Annotated in this window: 21 protein-coding genes; 11 read left to right on the top strand and 10 right to left on the bottom strand. The window is 40.8% G+C overall.

The annotated features are described in order from the left end of the window. Window positions 1-136: 136 nt before the first annotated feature. The gene (locus OHT75_RS02075) at window positions 137-856 is read right to left on the bottom strand and encodes a YebC/PmpR family DNA-binding transcriptional regulator (RefSeq protein WP_264724730.1); all 720 of its coding nucleotides are present in this window, start codon (window positions 854-856) and stop codon (window positions 137-139) included. Between the two features lie 347 nt (window positions 857-1203). Here OHT75_RS02075 and OHT75_RS02070 point away from each other — a divergent pair, with 347 nt between their 5' ends. After that, a complete protein-coding gene (locus tag OHT75_RS02070; RefSeq protein WP_264724729.1) occupies window positions 1204-1458 on the top strand; it encodes a TIGR02922 family protein in 255 nt (84 codons plus the stop codon). A 133-nt stretch (window positions 1459-1591) separates the two neighbouring features. Here the strand turns inward: OHT75_RS02070 and OHT75_RS02065 are convergent, their stop codons facing one another. Beyond that, on the bottom strand, window positions 1592-2173 hold the full coding sequence (locus OHT75_RS02065) for a TetR/AcrR family transcriptional regulator (RefSeq protein WP_264724728.1): 582 nt from the start codon (window positions 2171-2173) through the stop codon (window positions 1592-1594). A 148-nt stretch (window positions 2174-2321) separates the two neighbouring features. Between OHT75_RS02065 and OHT75_RS02060 the strand changes: the two genes are divergently transcribed. After that, window positions 2322-3365, top strand: coding sequence for an alkene reductase (locus OHT75_RS02060; protein ID WP_264724727.1), 1044 nt, complete (start codon window positions 2322-2324; stop codon window positions 3363-3365). A gap of 242 nt (window positions 3366-3607) precedes the next feature. After that, a complete protein-coding gene (locus OHT75_RS02055) occupies window positions 3608-4933 on the top strand; it encodes a leucine-rich repeat-containing protein kinase family protein (protein ID WP_264724726.1) in 1326 nt (441 codons plus the stop codon). Here OHT75_RS02055 and OHT75_RS02050 read toward each other — a convergent pair. Further along, a complete protein-coding gene (locus OHT75_RS02050; protein WP_264724725.1) occupies window positions 4919-7684 on the bottom strand; it encodes an EAL domain-containing protein in 2766 nt (921 codons plus the stop codon). The two genes, OHT75_RS02055 and OHT75_RS02050, sit on opposite strands and share 15 nt — an antisense overlap. A gap of 711 nt (window positions 7685-8395) precedes the next feature. Between OHT75_RS02050 and OHT75_RS02045 the strand changes: the two genes are divergently transcribed. Both OHT75_RS02045 and OHT75_RS02040 read left to right on the top strand, forming a co-directional pair. Beyond that, on the top strand, window positions 8396-8587 hold the full coding sequence (locus OHT75_RS02045; protein ID WP_264724724.1) for a ribbon-helix-helix domain-containing protein: 192 nt from the start codon (window positions 8396-8398) through the stop codon (window positions 8585-8587). Between the two features lie 173 nt (window positions 8588-8760). Then, window positions 8761-9105 carry a zinc ribbon domain-containing protein YjdM gene (locus OHT75_RS02040; RefSeq protein ID WP_264724723.1) on the top strand — a complete coding sequence of 115 codons (345 nt, stop codon included), beginning with the start codon at window positions 8761-8763 and terminating at the stop codon, window positions 9103-9105. Window positions 9106-9595: 490 nt separating this feature from the next. Here OHT75_RS02040 and OHT75_RS02035 read toward each other — a convergent pair whose 3' ends face one another. Together OHT75_RS02035 and OHT75_RS02030 are read right to left on the bottom strand one after the other, a co-directional pair. Then, window positions 9596-10618, bottom strand: a complete 1023-nt coding sequence (locus OHT75_RS02035) for a site-specific integrase (RefSeq protein ID WP_264724722.1) — start codon at window positions 10616-10618, stop codon at window positions 9596-9598. After that, a complete protein-coding gene (locus OHT75_RS02030) occupies window positions 10618-10977 on the bottom strand; it encodes an effector-associated constant component EACC1 (protein ID WP_264724721.1) in 360 nt (119 codons plus the stop codon). Before OHT75_RS02030 ends, OHT75_RS02035 begins: the two co-directional genes overlap by 1 nt. Here OHT75_RS02030 and OHT75_RS02025 point away from each other — a divergent pair. Then, window positions 10976-11233: a hypothetical protein gene (locus OHT75_RS02025; protein ID WP_264724719.1), complete on the top strand. Its 258-nt coding sequence runs from the start codon at window positions 10976-10978 to the stop codon at window positions 11231-11233. The genes OHT75_RS02030 and OHT75_RS02025 overlap by 2 nt on opposite strands. Window positions 11234-11239: 6 nt before the next feature. Here the strand turns inward: OHT75_RS02025 and yidD are convergent, their stop codons facing one another. The 5 genes from yidD to OHT75_RS02005 are packed head-to-tail and all read right to left on the bottom strand — an operon-like array spanning window position 11240 to window position 13060. Next, on the bottom strand, window positions 11240-11443 hold the full coding sequence (yidD, locus tag OHT75_RS17990; protein WP_406681938.1) for a membrane protein insertion efficiency factor YidD: 204 nt from the start codon (window positions 11441-11443) through the stop codon (window positions 11240-11242). Continuing rightward, window positions 11443-11685 carry a hypothetical protein gene (locus OHT75_RS02020; protein WP_264724718.1) on the bottom strand — a complete coding sequence of 81 codons (243 nt, stop codon included), beginning with the start codon at window positions 11683-11685 and terminating at the stop codon, window positions 11443-11445. The genes yidD and OHT75_RS02020 overlap by 1 nt, the downstream gene beginning before the upstream one ends. Window positions 11686-11722: 37 nt before the next feature. Then, window positions 11723-12010 carry a hypothetical protein gene (locus OHT75_RS02015; RefSeq protein WP_264724717.1) on the bottom strand — a complete coding sequence of 96 codons (288 nt, stop codon included), beginning with the start codon at window positions 12008-12010 and terminating at the stop codon, window positions 11723-11725. Between the two features lies 1 nt (window position 12011). Next, window positions 12012-12326: a hypothetical protein gene (locus OHT75_RS02010; RefSeq protein ID WP_264724716.1), complete on the bottom strand. Its 315-nt coding sequence runs from the start codon at window positions 12324-12326 to the stop codon at window positions 12012-12014. Between the two features lie 47 nt (window positions 12327-12373). Further along, window positions 12374-13060 carry a helix-turn-helix domain containing protein gene (locus tag OHT75_RS02005; protein ID WP_264724742.1) on the bottom strand — a complete coding sequence of 229 codons (687 nt, stop codon included), beginning with the start codon at window positions 13058-13060 and terminating at the stop codon, window positions 12374-12376. Between the two features lie 96 nt (window positions 13061-13156). On the opposite strand from OHT75_RS02005, the gene OHT75_RS02000 reads away from it, so the two are divergent. The 5 genes from OHT75_RS02000 to OHT75_RS01980 all read left to right on the top strand — a co-directional run bounded on the left by OHT75_RS02000 (window position 13157) and on the right by OHT75_RS01980 (window position 15173). Then, the gene (locus OHT75_RS02000) at window positions 13157-13360 is read left to right on the top strand and encodes a DNA-binding protein (RefSeq protein ID WP_264724714.1); all 204 of its coding nucleotides are present in this window, start codon (window positions 13157-13159) and stop codon (window positions 13358-13360) included. A gap of 76 nt (window positions 13361-13436) precedes the next feature. Then, entirely contained in the window at window positions 13437-13979 is a 543-nt protein-coding gene (locus tag OHT75_RS01995) for a phage regulatory CII family protein (RefSeq protein WP_264724712.1), read from the top strand. Between the two features lie 8 nt (window positions 13980-13987). Beyond that, complete coding sequence (locus OHT75_RS01990) at window positions 13988-14380, top strand: hypothetical protein (protein WP_264724711.1); 393 nt, start codon at window positions 13988-13990, stop codon at window positions 14378-14380. Next, complete coding sequence (locus OHT75_RS01985) at window positions 14381-14869, top strand: hypothetical protein (protein WP_264724710.1); 489 nt, start codon at window positions 14381-14383, stop codon at window positions 14867-14869. Continuing rightward, window positions 14853-15173, top strand: a complete 321-nt coding sequence (locus tag OHT75_RS01980) for a hypothetical protein (RefSeq protein ID WP_264724709.1) — start codon at window positions 14853-14855, stop codon at window positions 15171-15173. Before OHT75_RS01985 ends, OHT75_RS01980 begins: the two co-directional genes overlap by 17 nt. Window positions 15174-15175 lie beyond the last annotated feature (2 nt).

Below are 15175 nucleotides of genomic sequence, written 5' to 3'. Positions count from 1 at the left end.
TGTTGCAGGCCTTTATACATCAACCAGTAGATCGGTCAACCGATCTAAAAAGTGCTTATCTGATCGGCATTACAGCTGAGGCTGCGTTTTTTGTTTATGGGATCAAACCGAATACAGTTTAGATTCAATAAGGTATTTATTCGTTAATTTCAGCATTGTGATACACGTTTTGTACGTCATCGCAGTCATCTAATGCAGCTAAAAACTTTTCAAAGCTTTCGACATCTTCGCCGCTGATTTCAGTCATGGTTTGTGGAACGAACGCTAAGTTTTCTACCTTGAAATCAATGTCTGGAAAAGCTTCTGTTAGCGCTGTACGGGCATTGTTAAATTCAGATACCGGTGTAAATACACTGATAATGCCATCTTCAAGCTCTACATCGGTAACGTCGACATCAGCCATCATAAGCAGCTCTAAAATCGCGTCATCGTCATCACCATCAAACACAAATACGGCTTGATGTTCAAACATATGCCCAACAGTTCCTGGGCTACCTAGTTTGGCATCATTTTTAACAAACGCTTGGCGAACTTGAGTAAAAGTTCGGTTGCCGTTATCAGTCAAGCAGTCGACAATCACCATGCAGCCACCAGGGCCAAAACCTTCATAGCGGGCAGTATCGTAATCTTCACCGCCACCGCCACGGGCTTTTTCAATTGCACGTTCAATGACATGTGCAGGGACTTGATCTTTCTTTGCGCGGGCTATTAGGCTTCGTAGCGCCAAGTTGCCATCAGGGTCAACACCACTTTTAGCACAAATGTAAATCTCTTTACCGTAACGTGAGTAAATGCGTGTCTTTTGGCCAGCGGTTTTGGCCATGGACTCTTTTCTGTTTTGGTATGCTCTGCCCATCTTAATCTCGTTTTTTGAATGATAAGACTATAAATTTTCCCCGATTCTAGCAGGAATCTGCCGAGCTGTTTAGATGTGCTCTTAAAAATCGTGGAGATAATCTAAATTTAACCATTTAGATGCCACAGATGGATCACTAAATGGCTACATTATATGAATTGGCAATAATTAATCGATTTACTATAGGATTCAAGCTTGAAACAGCATATTATCAAATGTAACAGTGTTCTCCTTTAAGAACCGGAGACCATAACAATTTAAAATGGTTATGATTGCTTGATTCAATAAGGAATATTGACGAGTTAATCCCACACTTAACCACAATCATGTTGGTATGAGAGTCAAGAATGAAACCTGAAACGAAGCAAGACACAAAAAGTGAGCCAACATCAGCTATCGTGACGGTATTGTATTATGACGCGCCGGTCGGCCTAGAAATGCACAATGCCGTATTATCTGACTTAACGATTAGTCCATCTGGTCGGGTGATGATCCCTGAAAGCTTTCGTCGTGGTAAATCAATCATTGCGGTATTAGAAGGTGAATGTACCATCTTGAACGCATTAGGTGAGCGAGTTTACTCTCAAAAAGTCATTGGTTAACGTTATTTGATAACGATATCAGTCATTTAATTATGGATAAACATGGCGCAATATTGCTGAATAGTTTTACTGCGCCGTGCATCTTCTGATGTTAACAATGACACAATCTGTGTCATTTTTGCTGTTTATGGCATCAATTCAATAAACTGCTAAATAGCTTATCTGCAAGAGGTTGCAACACTGCAGCGTTAGGTTCGGTGTGACCAAAAGTACGTAAGCCGTATATTCCCATCATTAAGAATTGTGCCTGAACCTGACTATTGGTATCTGCAGGTATTAACCTTTGTGATTTTGCCATGTTAAGTACCTGTTCAATACCTTGCTGCCAGGCATGAAGGTTACGGTGGATCAGTTGATGAATATCTTCATCCTGTTCACCCACTTCACTTAACGCTTTAGTTAACAAGCAAGCTTGGGTGGCATCACAACTTAAACATTCTTGCACTATGCCATCTAGATAAGCTTTTAAGTTATGTAATGGGTTATTGTTGTTAGCAAATAATTGTTGGAATTGAGCACTGCGATCATCATGATATTGACCAATTGCAGCTATAAGTAGACCTTTTTTGTTTTCAAATGCGCAATAAATTGACCCCGGATGTAATCCCGTCGCTTTGGTTAAATCGGCCATGCTGGTTTTTGCATAACCTTTTACCAAAAATGCTCGCATAGCAGCGCGAAGAACGGCTTGGCGATCAAACTCTGCGTTTCTCATACAGGCTCTCTTAAACTATCAACAATTAGCGATGAATGATGGATGACTCCCGCAGAGTCTAACCAATTTTGAATAAACATTCAAAAACTAGTTGAATGATCATTCAAATAAGATTATCTTGAATGCATATTCAAGAAAGGAGCCGTCCATGTCAGCCAATTTATTTCAACCTTATGCACTAAATAACACCTTAACCTTAGCCAATAAAATTATTATGGCGCCACTTACGCGCTGTATGGCCGATGCTAACTTAGTTCCGACTCAACAAATGGCTGACTATTACGCACGTCGTGCAGAAGCCGGATTAATTATCAGCGAAGCGACTATTATTCGTCCTGATGGGCAAGGTTATCCGAATACTCCTGGCTTATTCAGCGCTGAGCAAATTCAAGGTTGGAAAGTTGTCACCGATGCCGTTCATGCCAATGGTGGGAAAATATTTGCGCAGTTATGGCATACCGGACGCGTTGCACATCCGCACTTTTTTGATGGTGGTGATGTGTTATCAGCTTCAGCCATTGCGGTTGAGGGCAGTGTACCAAGAATGCGTGAGCTGACTTACCAAACACCCAAAGCCGCAACCAAGGCTGACATTGAGTTATTAGTAAAAGATTATGCACAAGCTGCTGCAAATGCGATTGATGCTGGTTTTGATGGCGTTGAAATTCACGGGGCAAACGGCTATTTAATCGATCAATTTTTACATCATGACAGTAACCGCCGTGAAGATGAATATGGCCAAACTCCTGAAAATATGTCGCGCTTTGCATTAGCAGTATTGGATGCGATTGTGGCGCGTATTGGTGCAGAACGCACGGGATTACGTTTGTCACCAGGTGCTTACTTCAATATGGCAGCCGATAAGCGAGATCGTGCCGTATTTGATTACTTACTGCCTGAAGTGGCAAAACGTGATATCGCATTTGTCCATGCAGGAATATTTGATGATGCGATGGAATTTGATTATTTAGACGGGCGAGTGTCAAGTTACTTACGTCAAGTCTACACCGGCACATTAGTTGGCGTGGGAAGCTATACAGCGCAAACGGGTGCAGAAGCTATTGCAGCGAACAAGTTCGATTTGCTGGCTATTGGACGCCCCTTTATTGCAAACCCTGATTATGTTGCCAAAGTGCGCCAAGGCGAAGCGGTCGTTGATTACAACGATGCCATGTTGGCCGAGTTAATTTAAGTTTTTGTTTGATTTTTACTGGATATCATATCAACCCCAAATTGACATTTTAGTATCCATTTGGCCACTGCTGATGCAGTGGTCTTTTTTTGTTACTGTCATCGCTGCCATTATTTTACTGCTAGCCAATTTTTTATTAGTACTACTTATTTGCAAACCACTTTGCTGATATTTGCTATCAGGCTTGTGCTTCTTTACAATCCGCGTTCATTTTATGGGGTGACTAATTGGTGGGTAGAACAATGCATACGTTAAAGCAACTAGAGTCGGGTGAACTAAAGGGCATCACACGTTTGCAACTTGTTGCCGAGCTTACCGAGTTTCCACGAGCGATTTTTACATTAGCCGATAGCTTAGAAATTTTAGATTTATCTGATAATCAATTATCGAGTTTACCGGATGATTTTGATCAACTCAGCCAGTTACGTATTCTGTTTCTTTCACAAAATAACTTTACTGAATTACCTGCAATATTGGGTAAGTGTCCCAAGCTTGAAATGATTGGCTTTAAAGCCAATCAAATCAGCTATATTGCAGAAGATGCGTTACCTGATTGCACCCGCTGGTTAATTTTAACCGATAACCAATTAAGCCATTTACCGCCATCATTTGGCCGCTTAACTCAGCTGAGAAAGCTGGCTCTGGCTGGTAATCAACTTGTGGATTTACCTGAGTCAATGGCCCAGTGTCAGGCATTAGAGTTAATTAGATTATCAGCTAACCATTTGCGCCATATTCCCGAATGGCTGTTAGATTTACCTCGGTTGAGTTGGTTGGCGTTTGCTGGCAATCCTTTTAGCCATGTTGAAGAATGTTTGAATGACAGTGTGCCTATGATCCACCCTGATAATTTGCATTTGGGTGAGCAACTAGGTCAAGGAGCATCGGGGATTATTTATAAAGCCCATTGGCTTAATAAGCCACAATCGTTTCAACATTTGCCCGCGGAAGTAGCAGTTAAAATATTTAAAGGGGCGATAACCAGTGATGGATATCCCGCAGACGAACTGGATTGCTGTTTAACCACCGGCGAGCATCAAAATTTAATACCTGCCATTGGTCAAATTCATCATGGTGACACTCTTGGGTTGGTGATGTCGCTTATTCCTAGTGGTTATCGAAACCTAGGTTTACCGCCATCGCTAGTCACCTGTACAAGGGACACTTTTGGGGCGGGCACGTTGTTTACCCTTGATGCGATAACCCATATTGCTAAACAGATGGCGGCTACCTTAAAGCATATGCATCAACAGCAGATTAGTCATGGTGATATTTACGCCCATAATATTATGATTGATGATACTTTTAAGGTGTTATTTGGCGATTTTGGTGCGGCATCTAATTTGAATCATTTATCGCATTGTCAACGCGAAAAAATGCATCGTATTGAAGTGCGAGCACTAGGCTGTTTAATAGAGGATTTGCTCGGATTAATTCAGCCAGAAAATCCTGAGTATCAATCAGATAAATATCAGCAGCTTGCAGAACTTTCGTTTCTGTGTATGCAAGACAGTGTAGACTCTCGCCCCAGCTTTAGCCGCCTGCTTGAACAGTTAAGCAGGCTTTAATCTTTCAGGGTGATTAAAAATAGCTAAAGCATGGTCAATAGTCGCAGCAGGTTTACCCAATAAATAGCCTTGGGCATAGTCAATATGGTATTGATGCAACAGGGCTAAAATCTTTTCATTTTCGACAAATTCAGCCACGGTTTGGATGCCCATTTTATGAGCAAAAGTGGCGATAGTTTCTACTAATAACTGCGCTTTAGGATCGGTATCTACATATCGAATTAATGAACCATCAATTTTAATAAAATCTATGTCTAAACTGAGTAAGTGCACAAAGTTAGAATAACCAGCGCCAAAATCGTCTATGGCAATTTTACAGCCAAGCGGTTTGACTAATTTTATAAAGTGTTCAACCGCTTCATAATTGGTAATTTCCTCACTCTCTAATAATTCAAATGTTAACCTTTTGCTGACATCTGCTTCGTTGTGCAGTAATGCCAAAATTGCTTCTAGGTTTTGTGGGATGGCAATATCATCTAAGGTAATATTGACCGAAAATTCATAAGGTTGATCCTTAAATAGCGCGATTGACTTTGTCAGCATACACCGCATCAGTTGAGGATAAAGCTGTGACTTTCTTGCTGCCGACATAAACTGGTAGGGCGCAAGTATCTCGCCTGTGGGGAGTTTAATTCGCATTAAACATTCAAATTTAACCGGTGCATCAATGAGTGGTTGGATCAATTGGATGTAAGGTTCTACCCATTGCTCTTGAGCCGCCATAGCTAACATGCGGCTTTGGCGCATGTTTTCTTCAAAAGCTTCTGAGTTGGCCATTTCTTGGCTAAAACAGCAATATTCAATTCGTTGCTTTTTGGCAAATCGTCTGGCTAAATCGGCTTGACGATGAAGTTGGCTGGCCGATGATGTTAGGTTTTCCGCTGTGTATGTTTCAGGGGGAAGAAGGGCGTTGCTGGCAACGATTGCACCACCAATGCTGACAGTGATGGAATATTCACTATTCTCAAGGACCAATGGTGCTTGGCAAATACCTTGATATAACCTATGTGCTAACTCAGCTAACGTATGTTGATTGATAGTGGAAAACACTTGATTAGATAAGGTTGCAACAAACTCATCCGGCCCTGTTTTATATAACCCGATATCTGAGCTTTTAAGTGATAAACGTTGGGCGACTTCCAGCAAGGCCTTGTCTCCCACTGTGATGCCATAAAAATCATTAAACTCACCAAAATCGTTGATGTTTATCACCAGCAAGGCAGCAATTGATTGCTCAGCTAAATCGCTGTAAAGCTTTTTACGATTAGGTAATGAGGTTAATGAGTTAAAATACGCTTCTTGATATAACTTACTATTTTGTAATTCAATGTGGTTAAAGCTGTCTTGTAAAGATTGACGCATTTGATTGAAGTTTTCAGATAATTGCTGGATCTCATCCTGACTATTAATGGTTAAAACTTGAGATAAATTGCCCTTAACAATATTTTGTGTCCATTGGGTGAGTTTTAAAATATCTTTAGTTACTAATTTACCGACACGGGTAAATAGCCAACTTGATAGTAACACCACACCACCCAGCAGCAGCGCCTGAAACAACAACATTCGCAGTAATTCATCACCATACAGTTTTACTTGAATGGAGCCTGCATAAAACCCTTTCACTTGGCCACGATAAACAATAGGTTGCACAAATTGGCTATACCCGAGCAAAAATTCGGCTGTACGGGTTCTTGGGGTTTCAACCCATTTTACTTTTGATGGCCTTGATGCGGTGATGATTTGCCCGTGTTTTGCTTCTGCTAGGGCCTGTGGAAGTAGCGACGACCACATCCCTTCAATAAAGTAATCCTGTGTACTGCTAAATCCGAGTTGCTCTGCCCGTGACTGTTGTATTTGTGAGTTTTGAGCGCGATGGCTTAAAGTAATCAATTTTCCGTTTGGATCTAACACTGCAAAATCAGACAAGGTAATTTGAAAAAGACTGCTTTGGGTTTTATCAATACGGGTGGTTGCAGGTATAAAAAACTTGGTTAGTGCATCATTAATCTGCGCTTTTTGTCCGCTTAGGTGTTCGAAGTCGATACCTTCTCCGTTCAAAATTAAATGCATGCCGTGCACATTATCGATAATACCTTGTTTAACTAACTGTCGATTTAAATGCAGCTGATAACTTAAAAACAGTGCTTGTGCGCATACTAAAATAAGAATATTGCTTAATACTAACTTGCGGTGGAAGGGCATTTTTTGATGCAACAACCAATACAATAGCGGCTCTAAAATACAAAACAGCAAAAAAGTGCCAATTAATGCAAGGGTCAGAATTTGGCTAACAAGGGTTATTTTGGGCCAGTCAGCAATGTGTAATACCGAGTTTTGTCCTCCCCAAGGATTGGCTGACGTGTTGAGGTTATTAGGATCTAAAATCCATACGGGTTCAGCTTTATCTTTAATGAAAAGTACTAATTTATATTCAAGTTCTCCTGGATACACTGGTAATTCAAAAACATAATTATCATTTTGCAGCTGTAGCTGGTAATAGGTGTCGTCAATATGCCAGTCACTAAAACTGCCACTGACAAATATTTTTTCGATAATTGCGTCAGGCTCTATATCCCATTGTTCTCGAAGCTCTGTCGTTAATTCGATGGGAAAGTGAATCTGGTAGGGGGCTAATGCATCTTCTTTTAGGGCATTAATGATTGTGTTTTGAATCGGCCACAACAAAAATAAACCCATTAATATGGCTAATCTAAATTTCCATTTATGCAGGTAATGGGCTATTAAGCTCATGCTATTAATACACTTCTATCATGACGTGGTGATGTACGTATAAAAACATAATCGCCCTATGGTGATGGCAAGTAACACATTTAATGTCACCATGTGTTAGCACTTTGTTATAGATAATATGCGTTGCAAATCATACTGGGTCAAGGTGCCATAAGCTGAATAGCCAATTAATGTGAGCGACGAGAGGCTTAGATTAATCGTAATAAACCTCAACTTAGGATAAGAGGTGGGTTCAATAATCTGAATGCAACAGATTGAGAATATTTTGTCGCAAACTTGTCATGTGTTTTGAAAACAAGGCGAATTAGCACGTCAATAGCGGGCCTGTTGCATGTTAATGAAACGCAGTTAGCAAGATAAAGGATTGTTTGGTAAACGTTTATTATCACAAGCTGAGGGTAATAAATAATGGATCATTTTAGCTTATAAAAATACTTGATACTGGCGTTAAATTTTTTAGGCTGTAACTCTTCACGACTTATCATCAAAATAGGCCTTGTTATCATACATTTGGGCTAGGCGATTTCAGATCTTTTAGTGACGATGATGACTATTCAAACTAATTGTTAACACTTTTTCATTAAGTGATTGCTCTGTTTAAAAATGTGATAGTAGGGCAAAAACAATCAATCCCACTGTGATAAATGTGTCGAGATGAGCGGATATCAAGTATTATAATCAAATGATAATGTTTTAATGTGAGTAACCATAATGGAAAATAAAACCGCACGCTTTACCGTGTTATTAGATCCAAGTAAAAAACAGGCTTTTGAGCAACTGTGCGCCTCACAAGACCTCACACCTTCACAGGTTGTTCGTCAATTAATTCGCGGTTACCTTGAGCAACATGATGTGACTTACGGTGAACAAAAGCCGACCCATAACCCAAAAGTGACAAACTAAATTGGTTTTTGCCCTTATGCTAGCAATGCCCTCTAGCTCAAGTATGATAATTTTATTATAATACTATTATCATTTTTGTCAGAATCATACTTACACGCATCAATCTCGATATCGAGTATTCATCGCATTTTAGGTTCTGGCGGTTACAGTTTGTTAATTAAAGAGAATATGTGATGAGCGATACTATCCCACCCTGTCCTAAATGTGAGTCACCTTATGCCTATTCAGATGGCACCCTGTTAATTTGCCCTGAGTGTGCGAATGAATGGAACCCAAATGAAGTGGTTGTTGACCCGGATGCCATCATCCTTAATGATGCGGTAGGCAATTTACTTGCGGAAGGTGACAAAGTGACTTTAATTAAAGATCTGAAAGTAAAAGGATCTTCTTTGGTCTTAAAAGTGGGCACCAAAGCCGTGATCAATCGTTTTGTCGCTGGCGATCATGATATTGACTGTAAAGTGGATGGTAATGGCCAAATGATGTTGAAATCGAAGTTTGTCAGAAAACAAAACTAGCCTCGATTCAATATTGATAACTGATCATTGATTCGGCTCAGCCAGACGAGAACATGCCCGTAGAGATTAATCTCACGGGCATTTTTTATGGGCGCCAGTTCAAGTGTCGCTGCTTTGTTATTGTTTCAAAGGTCTTTTTTTGTCGTATTCAGTCATGTCACAGAATGGGCTAAGCCTGCGTGAGGTAAAATGTTTCTCTGAATGAATATGTTTGGGTCACTTATGTGATTTAAAAGTATTTAATAACAAAAATGTTTATTAAACAGTCGCCACTTTACCACCATTAGACAAACAAAAAGGGCTTAGCATTGCTGCTAAGCCCTTCTATAAATTGGTGGAGGCGGCGGGACTTGAACCCGCGTCCAGAAAGCCTACATTCATTTTACGGGTTTTAAAAACAACGACTTACATATAAAACAATAACTTATATAGCATTGGGCGGTTGATTCTTGTGATTGCTTGCGTACTGCGTGGACACTATGTGGACACTTTACAGGATGCTAGATATTGGATTTTTGGTAATTGCATCGTCTAGGTGGTCCGGTGCAAAGTGGGCGTAGCGCATTGTGTCTTTAATATCAGCATGTCCTAGTATTTGCTTTAATACCAAAATATTGCCACCGTTCATCATAAAATGGCTGGCAAAAGTATGACGTAAAATATGCGTCATCTGACCTTCAGGAAATATTAATCCAGTTCGCTTTATTGCACGTTCGAATGACCTGCGGCAAGGTCTGAATAACGGGCCGCGTACTCTTGGCAACATGTTTGCTAGTTCTTGGGCGATTGGTACGGTTCGGTTTTTCTTTCCTTTGGTTTTTACAAAGGTAATACGGTTATGCGCTATTTGACTGCCTTTTAGGTTTTCAGCTTCAGACCAGCGGCAGCCGGTCGCCAAACATACCATCACAATTGTCACCAGGTGTTCATATTCAGCATTGCGGCATTCATCTAAAACTATTGGTATTTCTTCTGGGTAAAGGTAGGCCAGTTCAGTATCTTCAATTTTGAATTGAGGCAATCCCTCTAAAGGATTTGGCAGCGTCCATTCACCAAGGCGTTTTAATTCGGTGAAAACCGCATTTAAATAAGCATGTTCGTGATTAATTGTGTTCGGTTTTACCTTGGTTTTTTTACCTTGAAAATCTTCAATCTCACCATCAAGCCGCATTTGGCGATAGTGCGCAAAATCGTTTATTGTAAGTTTGCTGGCTACTGGGTCACCAAGACCAAAACAGGTTAACTCAAGTTTACGTAATCGTGATTTAGGTTGCGCAAGCTGCTGGCCATGCAAGTCATACCAAAGCTTAATTAGTTCAGACAGATTTCGGAGATCTGTTTTTTCGCCAAGCCAAGGCTTGTCGTCAACCTTTCTTAATATAAAAGACTCATATGCAATCGCCTCGCCTTTTGTCGCAAAGCGTTTTCTAATCCGTTTACCATCGCGGCCATTAGGACGGATATCAGATATCCACGGCAGATCACTGCCGTCTTTAAGGTTTCGAATTGGCATTACGGGTCAACTGTCTCGGTTGGTCTATCTTCTTCAAAGTGAATGTTGCTCGCGCGCGATAAAGATAAAATTCTTTCAACCTCACTTACTGAATAACCCGTAATATCGGTTTCTACAGGCAAGCCATCAATCATTTTAGTGATCTTAACTTTTCTATTTCGCTTCGCCTTTAACCATTGAACGATAACCGTAGTTAAGCCGCCAACCACTCCACTTTGAATAATGAAGTTAAGTAAATCTGGTGAGCCAGCAGAAAACCGCAAGACTTTACCCTCATGCCATGCAACACTATTAATATCTAGCAAGTTTTTAAGTTCAGCCTTGCCAGCAGCATCAATATAAACATCGAGGTACTTCATGTATTTACTCCTAGTCCATCCTAAAAGTGTCACCAAAAGGTTATCACTGGCGTGGTCGTTTTTTGAATGTGCACTGGTGGTACTGATATACGGTAAGTTTTCAGTAGACGTAGAAACCACAAAAGGCAAACCACACAAAGCCAGCGGAAAAACACCCACCATAGGCGACTGTGACATTTACGAAATGACCGACATTGATAATATTCGTCAAATCGCAGCGGCTAAAAATGACAGCGTTTGCGACTCGACCAAATAAGCAGTATTACGGGTAATCAATTCCGCCGTTAGGCTGTTTGCAACTGTATATTCTTTTAAAAGCTTTGCGCCAACCAGATAGAAAGCCATATTTGCGCAAGGCTAATATGGCGTATTCAGAACATGTTGGCTCATATAAACAAGAATCACGTAGCTTTTGCGGTGCAAAATATCGGTAAATATAAATGCACCGAATAGACAGCCAAACCATTAAGCAGGCATCCTGAAAGTGATGACGTTATAACTAGTATCTTCAGCATTTTTGCCCGATGAAGCGCCCATACATCCTGCTTGTAAGGTAACGCCAACAGCATCGACGCGATAAAACTCCCATCCATCAGCAGCCCATTTATTAACAACTTGCTCCATATAAGCAGCCGCCTCATTACCTTTATGCGCCTTCATTTGAACAGTAATATTTGAAGGGATTTGAATCATTTTATATTTGTACATATAACATCCTTATTATTTAGTTTTTAACAAATCAACTTTAAAGGTACTTAATCGCCGCGATAATTAAGCCAGTGCATGTCAGTACCGTTCCGAAAAGCCATAGCTTTAGGTTTATAAATTCAAGCTTGAGATCCAACAGTGATTTTTTCACATCTTTAATATCAGTCTTAATTTCGCCAATATCACGTTTAATATATTCAACGTCAGACTCTAATCTTGCTAGCCGTTCTTCCATACCACCGCCACCTGAATGTTTGTGCTTTGAATGACCATTATCAGCGTGAGTGAACAAATTAACAACATTCCTTAAAGGCTGTTTGCTCATATCACTTTTTCCCCGACATGGTGTCAGCCAGCTTTTTTACATTTAAAAACTGCTGACAACCGCAATAGTCACACATCACCACGTAAGATGAAAACGTGCCATTATCCATTTGTTGGGCCGCACTAGGGCTAAAAACATTCACCTCACTGTTCACAGTAATCAAGCCGTATTGATCACCCAAAATTTGCAACTCACCCGCACCACACAAATGGCAGGGTTTATTGCCAATTGTTAAATTAAAAAAACTGACAACATCATCTTTTTGAACATGAGCGTAATATTCAAAATCGCTTACAGATTCATCCCTAATTGCCATATAACTTCCTTGTAATTAAATACTAATAAAGAGTTGTTCGGACGATGTTAGGTTTTTTTTAAAACCGACACCACTTTGCCCACCACTTTGGTAAATGTTGGGTCGATTTGAAAACGTTCATTCCCTTCTAACAAATAAACATGGCCATCAGGTAACAACTTAAGTTCACCTAACTGGTGGTTCTCATTTACTTTGAATAAATAATTCCCCTGATTCGCCTCTGTTTGTGTTGTGTCAATAAACAACAGGTTATCGCGTTGCTTTAACACAACGCCGTCTTTATGGCTTTTAGGTAAAAAGTGATTAATTAAATTGCTAGTCGCTTCAATTTTTTCATAAGGCGCCAAATGGCCATTATCAATGGTGTAAACCTGTAATACGCCACGGTTATAAGCAAGCTTTGGCTCTGACACTTCATTAACCTGTTCTGAAAAATGAGCGCTTGTTTTGCCTTTTATCTTAGAAAGATCACCAATCCCGAAGCACAGATACTCCAACGGCCAGCCAGTTAACAAGTGAATCCTGATTAACAACTCGTGTGATGTTGTTCCTCTAGTGGTCCAGGTGGAAAGTGTTGCTGGAGTTACGCCTATTAAGTCACTCAGCTCGACACGATTTCTAACTTCAAATAGGTTAATTAATCTCTCTATTAGAACTTTTCCACCATCGCAGCTTAACGGTTTGTTTAAATTTTTAAACAATTTGTCATGCTTGTACTTGACGTATCCACTCATATGATCAACAATCCACTCGTTAGCAAAATATTCGATATCAACCAGCCGCCACAGCAAAATGATATCAAACACAATTAATCAAAAGGATACCATCAAATGAGCAGATATGTATATCAAATTGCCGCCCCCTTCGTGTCATACGAAGAATACGCCCGCCTAACAGGTGTACCTGTTGCCACAGTGCGCAATCTAGTGCGTACAGGACGCTTGCCTATCAGAGCAAAAGCAGTGCCCCAAGAGAAACCCTTTATCAACATGTTGGCGTTAATTAAAGAAGCTGACGAACAGTCTGCCGCTTAAATTACGATATTCATGTATTCGTCATTTGAATAGTTCCTTATTCATTTGAATGTTAGCAAAAGGGAGTTTTGCAGCAATGTATACAAATCATACTGTTACACACAAGGCGTCACATCAACCGCACATTGCGGGTGCGTTAAGGCAGTTTGCTGACAACGAGGTGTTAGACGAGGTAGCCAAAGCCGCCAAGTTTCACCGCCCGCAAATGTTGCGTAACAAACTGATATTGGAGCAACCGCACAAACTGACCATTCATGAGTTAGTAGACATCACCAAGGCATCGGGTAACCGCTGCATTATTGACGGGGTGTTAATGGAGTTAGGTTGTGCAACGTCAGTGCATTTAGGGGATTTGTCAGCGTGCGAGCGATTACCGTTGACCGACCGAGCACTAGAAATAACAACCAATGCAGGGCAGTTAGGCCGCATCGCCATGGACGTTAAAGCCCAAAAACGGGTCACAGAACGCATGCGCCATGAAGCAATAAAACGCGCCAGCTTTGTAATGACCGAGTTAGCCATTTTTATGCATGACGTTGAACAGAAATTTCAGGCAATACCTGTGTTATCTGTTGCGGTAGATGCCATGCAAACCATGCCCACACCGGGCTTTATTTAGAGGGATTGATGATGTCCAGTGATCTAACAGAAAAACAGCGCAAACGACTAGAAGATAAAAGATGGGAATGCTTAAAAGAAGCTGGTGAGGATATCCGCTATTTATCAGAAGATATTAGCAATGCTATTGGCCATTTTGACGATCTGTTTTTTCAGCAACAAAAAATCATATGCAGCCTAGCAAGAATTGATTACAGCGAATGTGTTGTAAAAACAGATTGCCATGACAGTTATGAAATTGATGCCAGCAAGCTAGATAAAAATGAAATAGCAACATTAGCCGCTGAAGTTGTTAATTACGAAACTCGGCAAATGAGTTTGCAAATTGATTATTACCTAGAGCAGTTGGCAACAGATATGCGCAAGTTTAATGAATTCCGTGCAAAGTCACGTAGGAGTTAGATGATGTCTTTAGCAATTAAACAACCCGTTCAAAACCGTGCAAACATACTGCCGGATGCCGCCAACGAACATCATGGTGATGTGGGGCAAACCGCCATTGCGGCCATGCGTCAAATGCTGGGTAAAACCAGTGCTGCAAGTCAGTTTGATAAGTTAACCGCGCAACAACGTGCATTAGTGTTTTTTGCTGCTCGATTAAAGCCCAGCGAATACATCAATAAACCGTTACTGAGTTTATCGACCAACGAGCGTGAAGCGGTTAGACAGTCGTTAATAGCATTAACTGATTTAGGTCGTGCTTTTAGCAACATGCCATTAAGCCGTGATCAGTTTATTTCACCACGCCAAATCGCCATCACTCAAGCAACAGCCCATTCACAAAACCATGCAACAGAACATCAAGCACAACCGGTTGATGATGAATTTGCGCGGGTGACTCAGCAAGCCCATGCACTGATGAGTGAGTTTAATTATGACGCTGAACACTAGACATAAAAAAGCCACAACTGCAGCAACAGTAGTGGCTCGTATCAAATCAAAATGGAAAGGTATCGAAATGATGAATCAAAGCTTAACAGTAACCCCCACTTTTGCGCAAGTGATTGCTGATGAAGCCAATCGCGTAATTCGCACATTAAGTTTATCGCAACCCGCTGACCGTACATCAGTTGAATCGGCACTTGAATCATTAAAGGCTGTTGCTGACTCAACCGCGCCAGCCCTCGCCAAAACGTTGCACATTCGTCTTGTGGCCATTCGCAACAACATCAAAGTTAATCAAGTGGAGGTGTGATC

Source organism: Shewanella subflava (assembly GCF_025971955.1).
GTDB classification, from domain to species: Bacteria; Pseudomonadota; Gammaproteobacteria; order Enterobacterales; family Shewanellaceae; genus Shewanella; species Shewanella subflava.
The sequence above is the reverse complement of the archived record's forward strand: the minus strand, read 5'-3'. Positions and strand labels throughout refer to the sequence as shown.

Bases quoted from the DNA above. Each gene is read 5' to 3' on its own strand.
- OHT75_RS02075 (WP_264724730.1), bottom strand. From the start codon at position 856: ATGGGCAGAGCATACCAAAACAGAAAAGAGTCCATGGCCAAAACCGCT.
- OHT75_RS02070 (WP_264724729.1), top strand. From the start codon at position 1,204: ATGAAACCTGAAACGAAGCAAGACACAAAAAGTGAGCCAACATCAGCT.
- OHT75_RS02065 (WP_264724728.1), bottom strand. From the start codon at position 2,173: ATGAGAAACGCAGAGTTTGATCGCCAAGCCGTTCTTCGCGCTGCTATG.
- OHT75_RS02060 (WP_264724727.1), top strand. From the start codon at position 2,322: ATGTCAGCCAATTTATTTCAACCTTATGCACTAAATAACACCTTAACC.
- OHT75_RS02055 (WP_264724726.1), top strand. From the start codon at position 3,608: ATGCATACGTTAAAGCAACTAGAGTCGGGTGAACTAAAGGGCATCACA.
- OHT75_RS02050 (WP_264724725.1), bottom strand. From the start codon at position 7,684: ATGAGCTTAATAGCCCATTACCTGCATAAATGGAAATTTAGATTAGCC.
- OHT75_RS02045 (WP_264724724.1), top strand. From the start codon at position 8,396: ATGGAAAATAAAACCGCACGCTTTACCGTGTTATTAGATCCAAGTAAA.
- OHT75_RS02040 (WP_264724723.1), top strand. From the start codon at position 8,761: ATGAGCGATACTATCCCACCCTGTCCTAAATGTGAGTCACCTTATGCC.
- OHT75_RS02035 (WP_264724722.1), bottom strand. From the start codon at position 10,618: ATGCCAATTCGAAACCTTAAAGACGGCAGTGATCTGCCGTGGATATCT.
- OHT75_RS02025 (WP_264724719.1), top strand. From the start codon at position 10,976: ATGTATTTACTCCTAGTCCATCCTAAAAGTGTCACCAAAAGGTTATCA.
- OHT75_RS02030 (WP_264724721.1), bottom strand. From the start codon at position 10,977: ATGAAGTACCTCGATGTTTATATTGATGCTGCTGGCAAGGCTGAACTT.
- yidD (WP_406681938.1), bottom strand. From the start codon at position 11,443: ATGGTTTGGCTGTCTATTCGGTGCATTTATATTTACCGATATTTTGCA.
- OHT75_RS02020 (WP_264724718.1), bottom strand. From the start codon at position 11,685: ATGTACAAATATAAAATGATTCAAATCCCTTCAAATATTACTGTTCAA.
- OHT75_RS02015 (WP_264724717.1), bottom strand. From the start codon at position 12,010: ATGAGCAAACAGCCTTTAAGGAATGTTGTTAATTTGTTCACTCACGCT.
- OHT75_RS02010 (WP_264724716.1), bottom strand. From the start codon at position 12,326: ATGGCAATTAGGGATGAATCTGTAAGCGATTTTGAATATTACGCTCAT.
- OHT75_RS02005 (WP_264724742.1), bottom strand. From the start codon at position 13,060: ATGAGTGGATACGTCAAGTACAAGCATGACAAATTGTTTAAAAATTTA.
- OHT75_RS02000 (WP_264724714.1), top strand. From the start codon at position 13,157: ATGAGCAGATATGTATATCAAATTGCCGCCCCCTTCGTGTCATACGAA.
- OHT75_RS01995 (WP_264724712.1), top strand. From the start codon at position 13,437: ATGTATACAAATCATACTGTTACACACAAGGCGTCACATCAACCGCAC.
- OHT75_RS01990 (WP_264724711.1), top strand. From the start codon at position 13,988: ATGATGTCCAGTGATCTAACAGAAAAACAGCGCAAACGACTAGAAGAT.
- OHT75_RS01985 (WP_264724710.1), top strand. From the start codon at position 14,381: ATGATGTCTTTAGCAATTAAACAACCCGTTCAAAACCGTGCAAACATA.
- OHT75_RS01980 (WP_264724709.1), top strand. From the start codon at position 14,853: ATGACGCTGAACACTAGACATAAAAAAGCCACAACTGCAGCAACAGTA.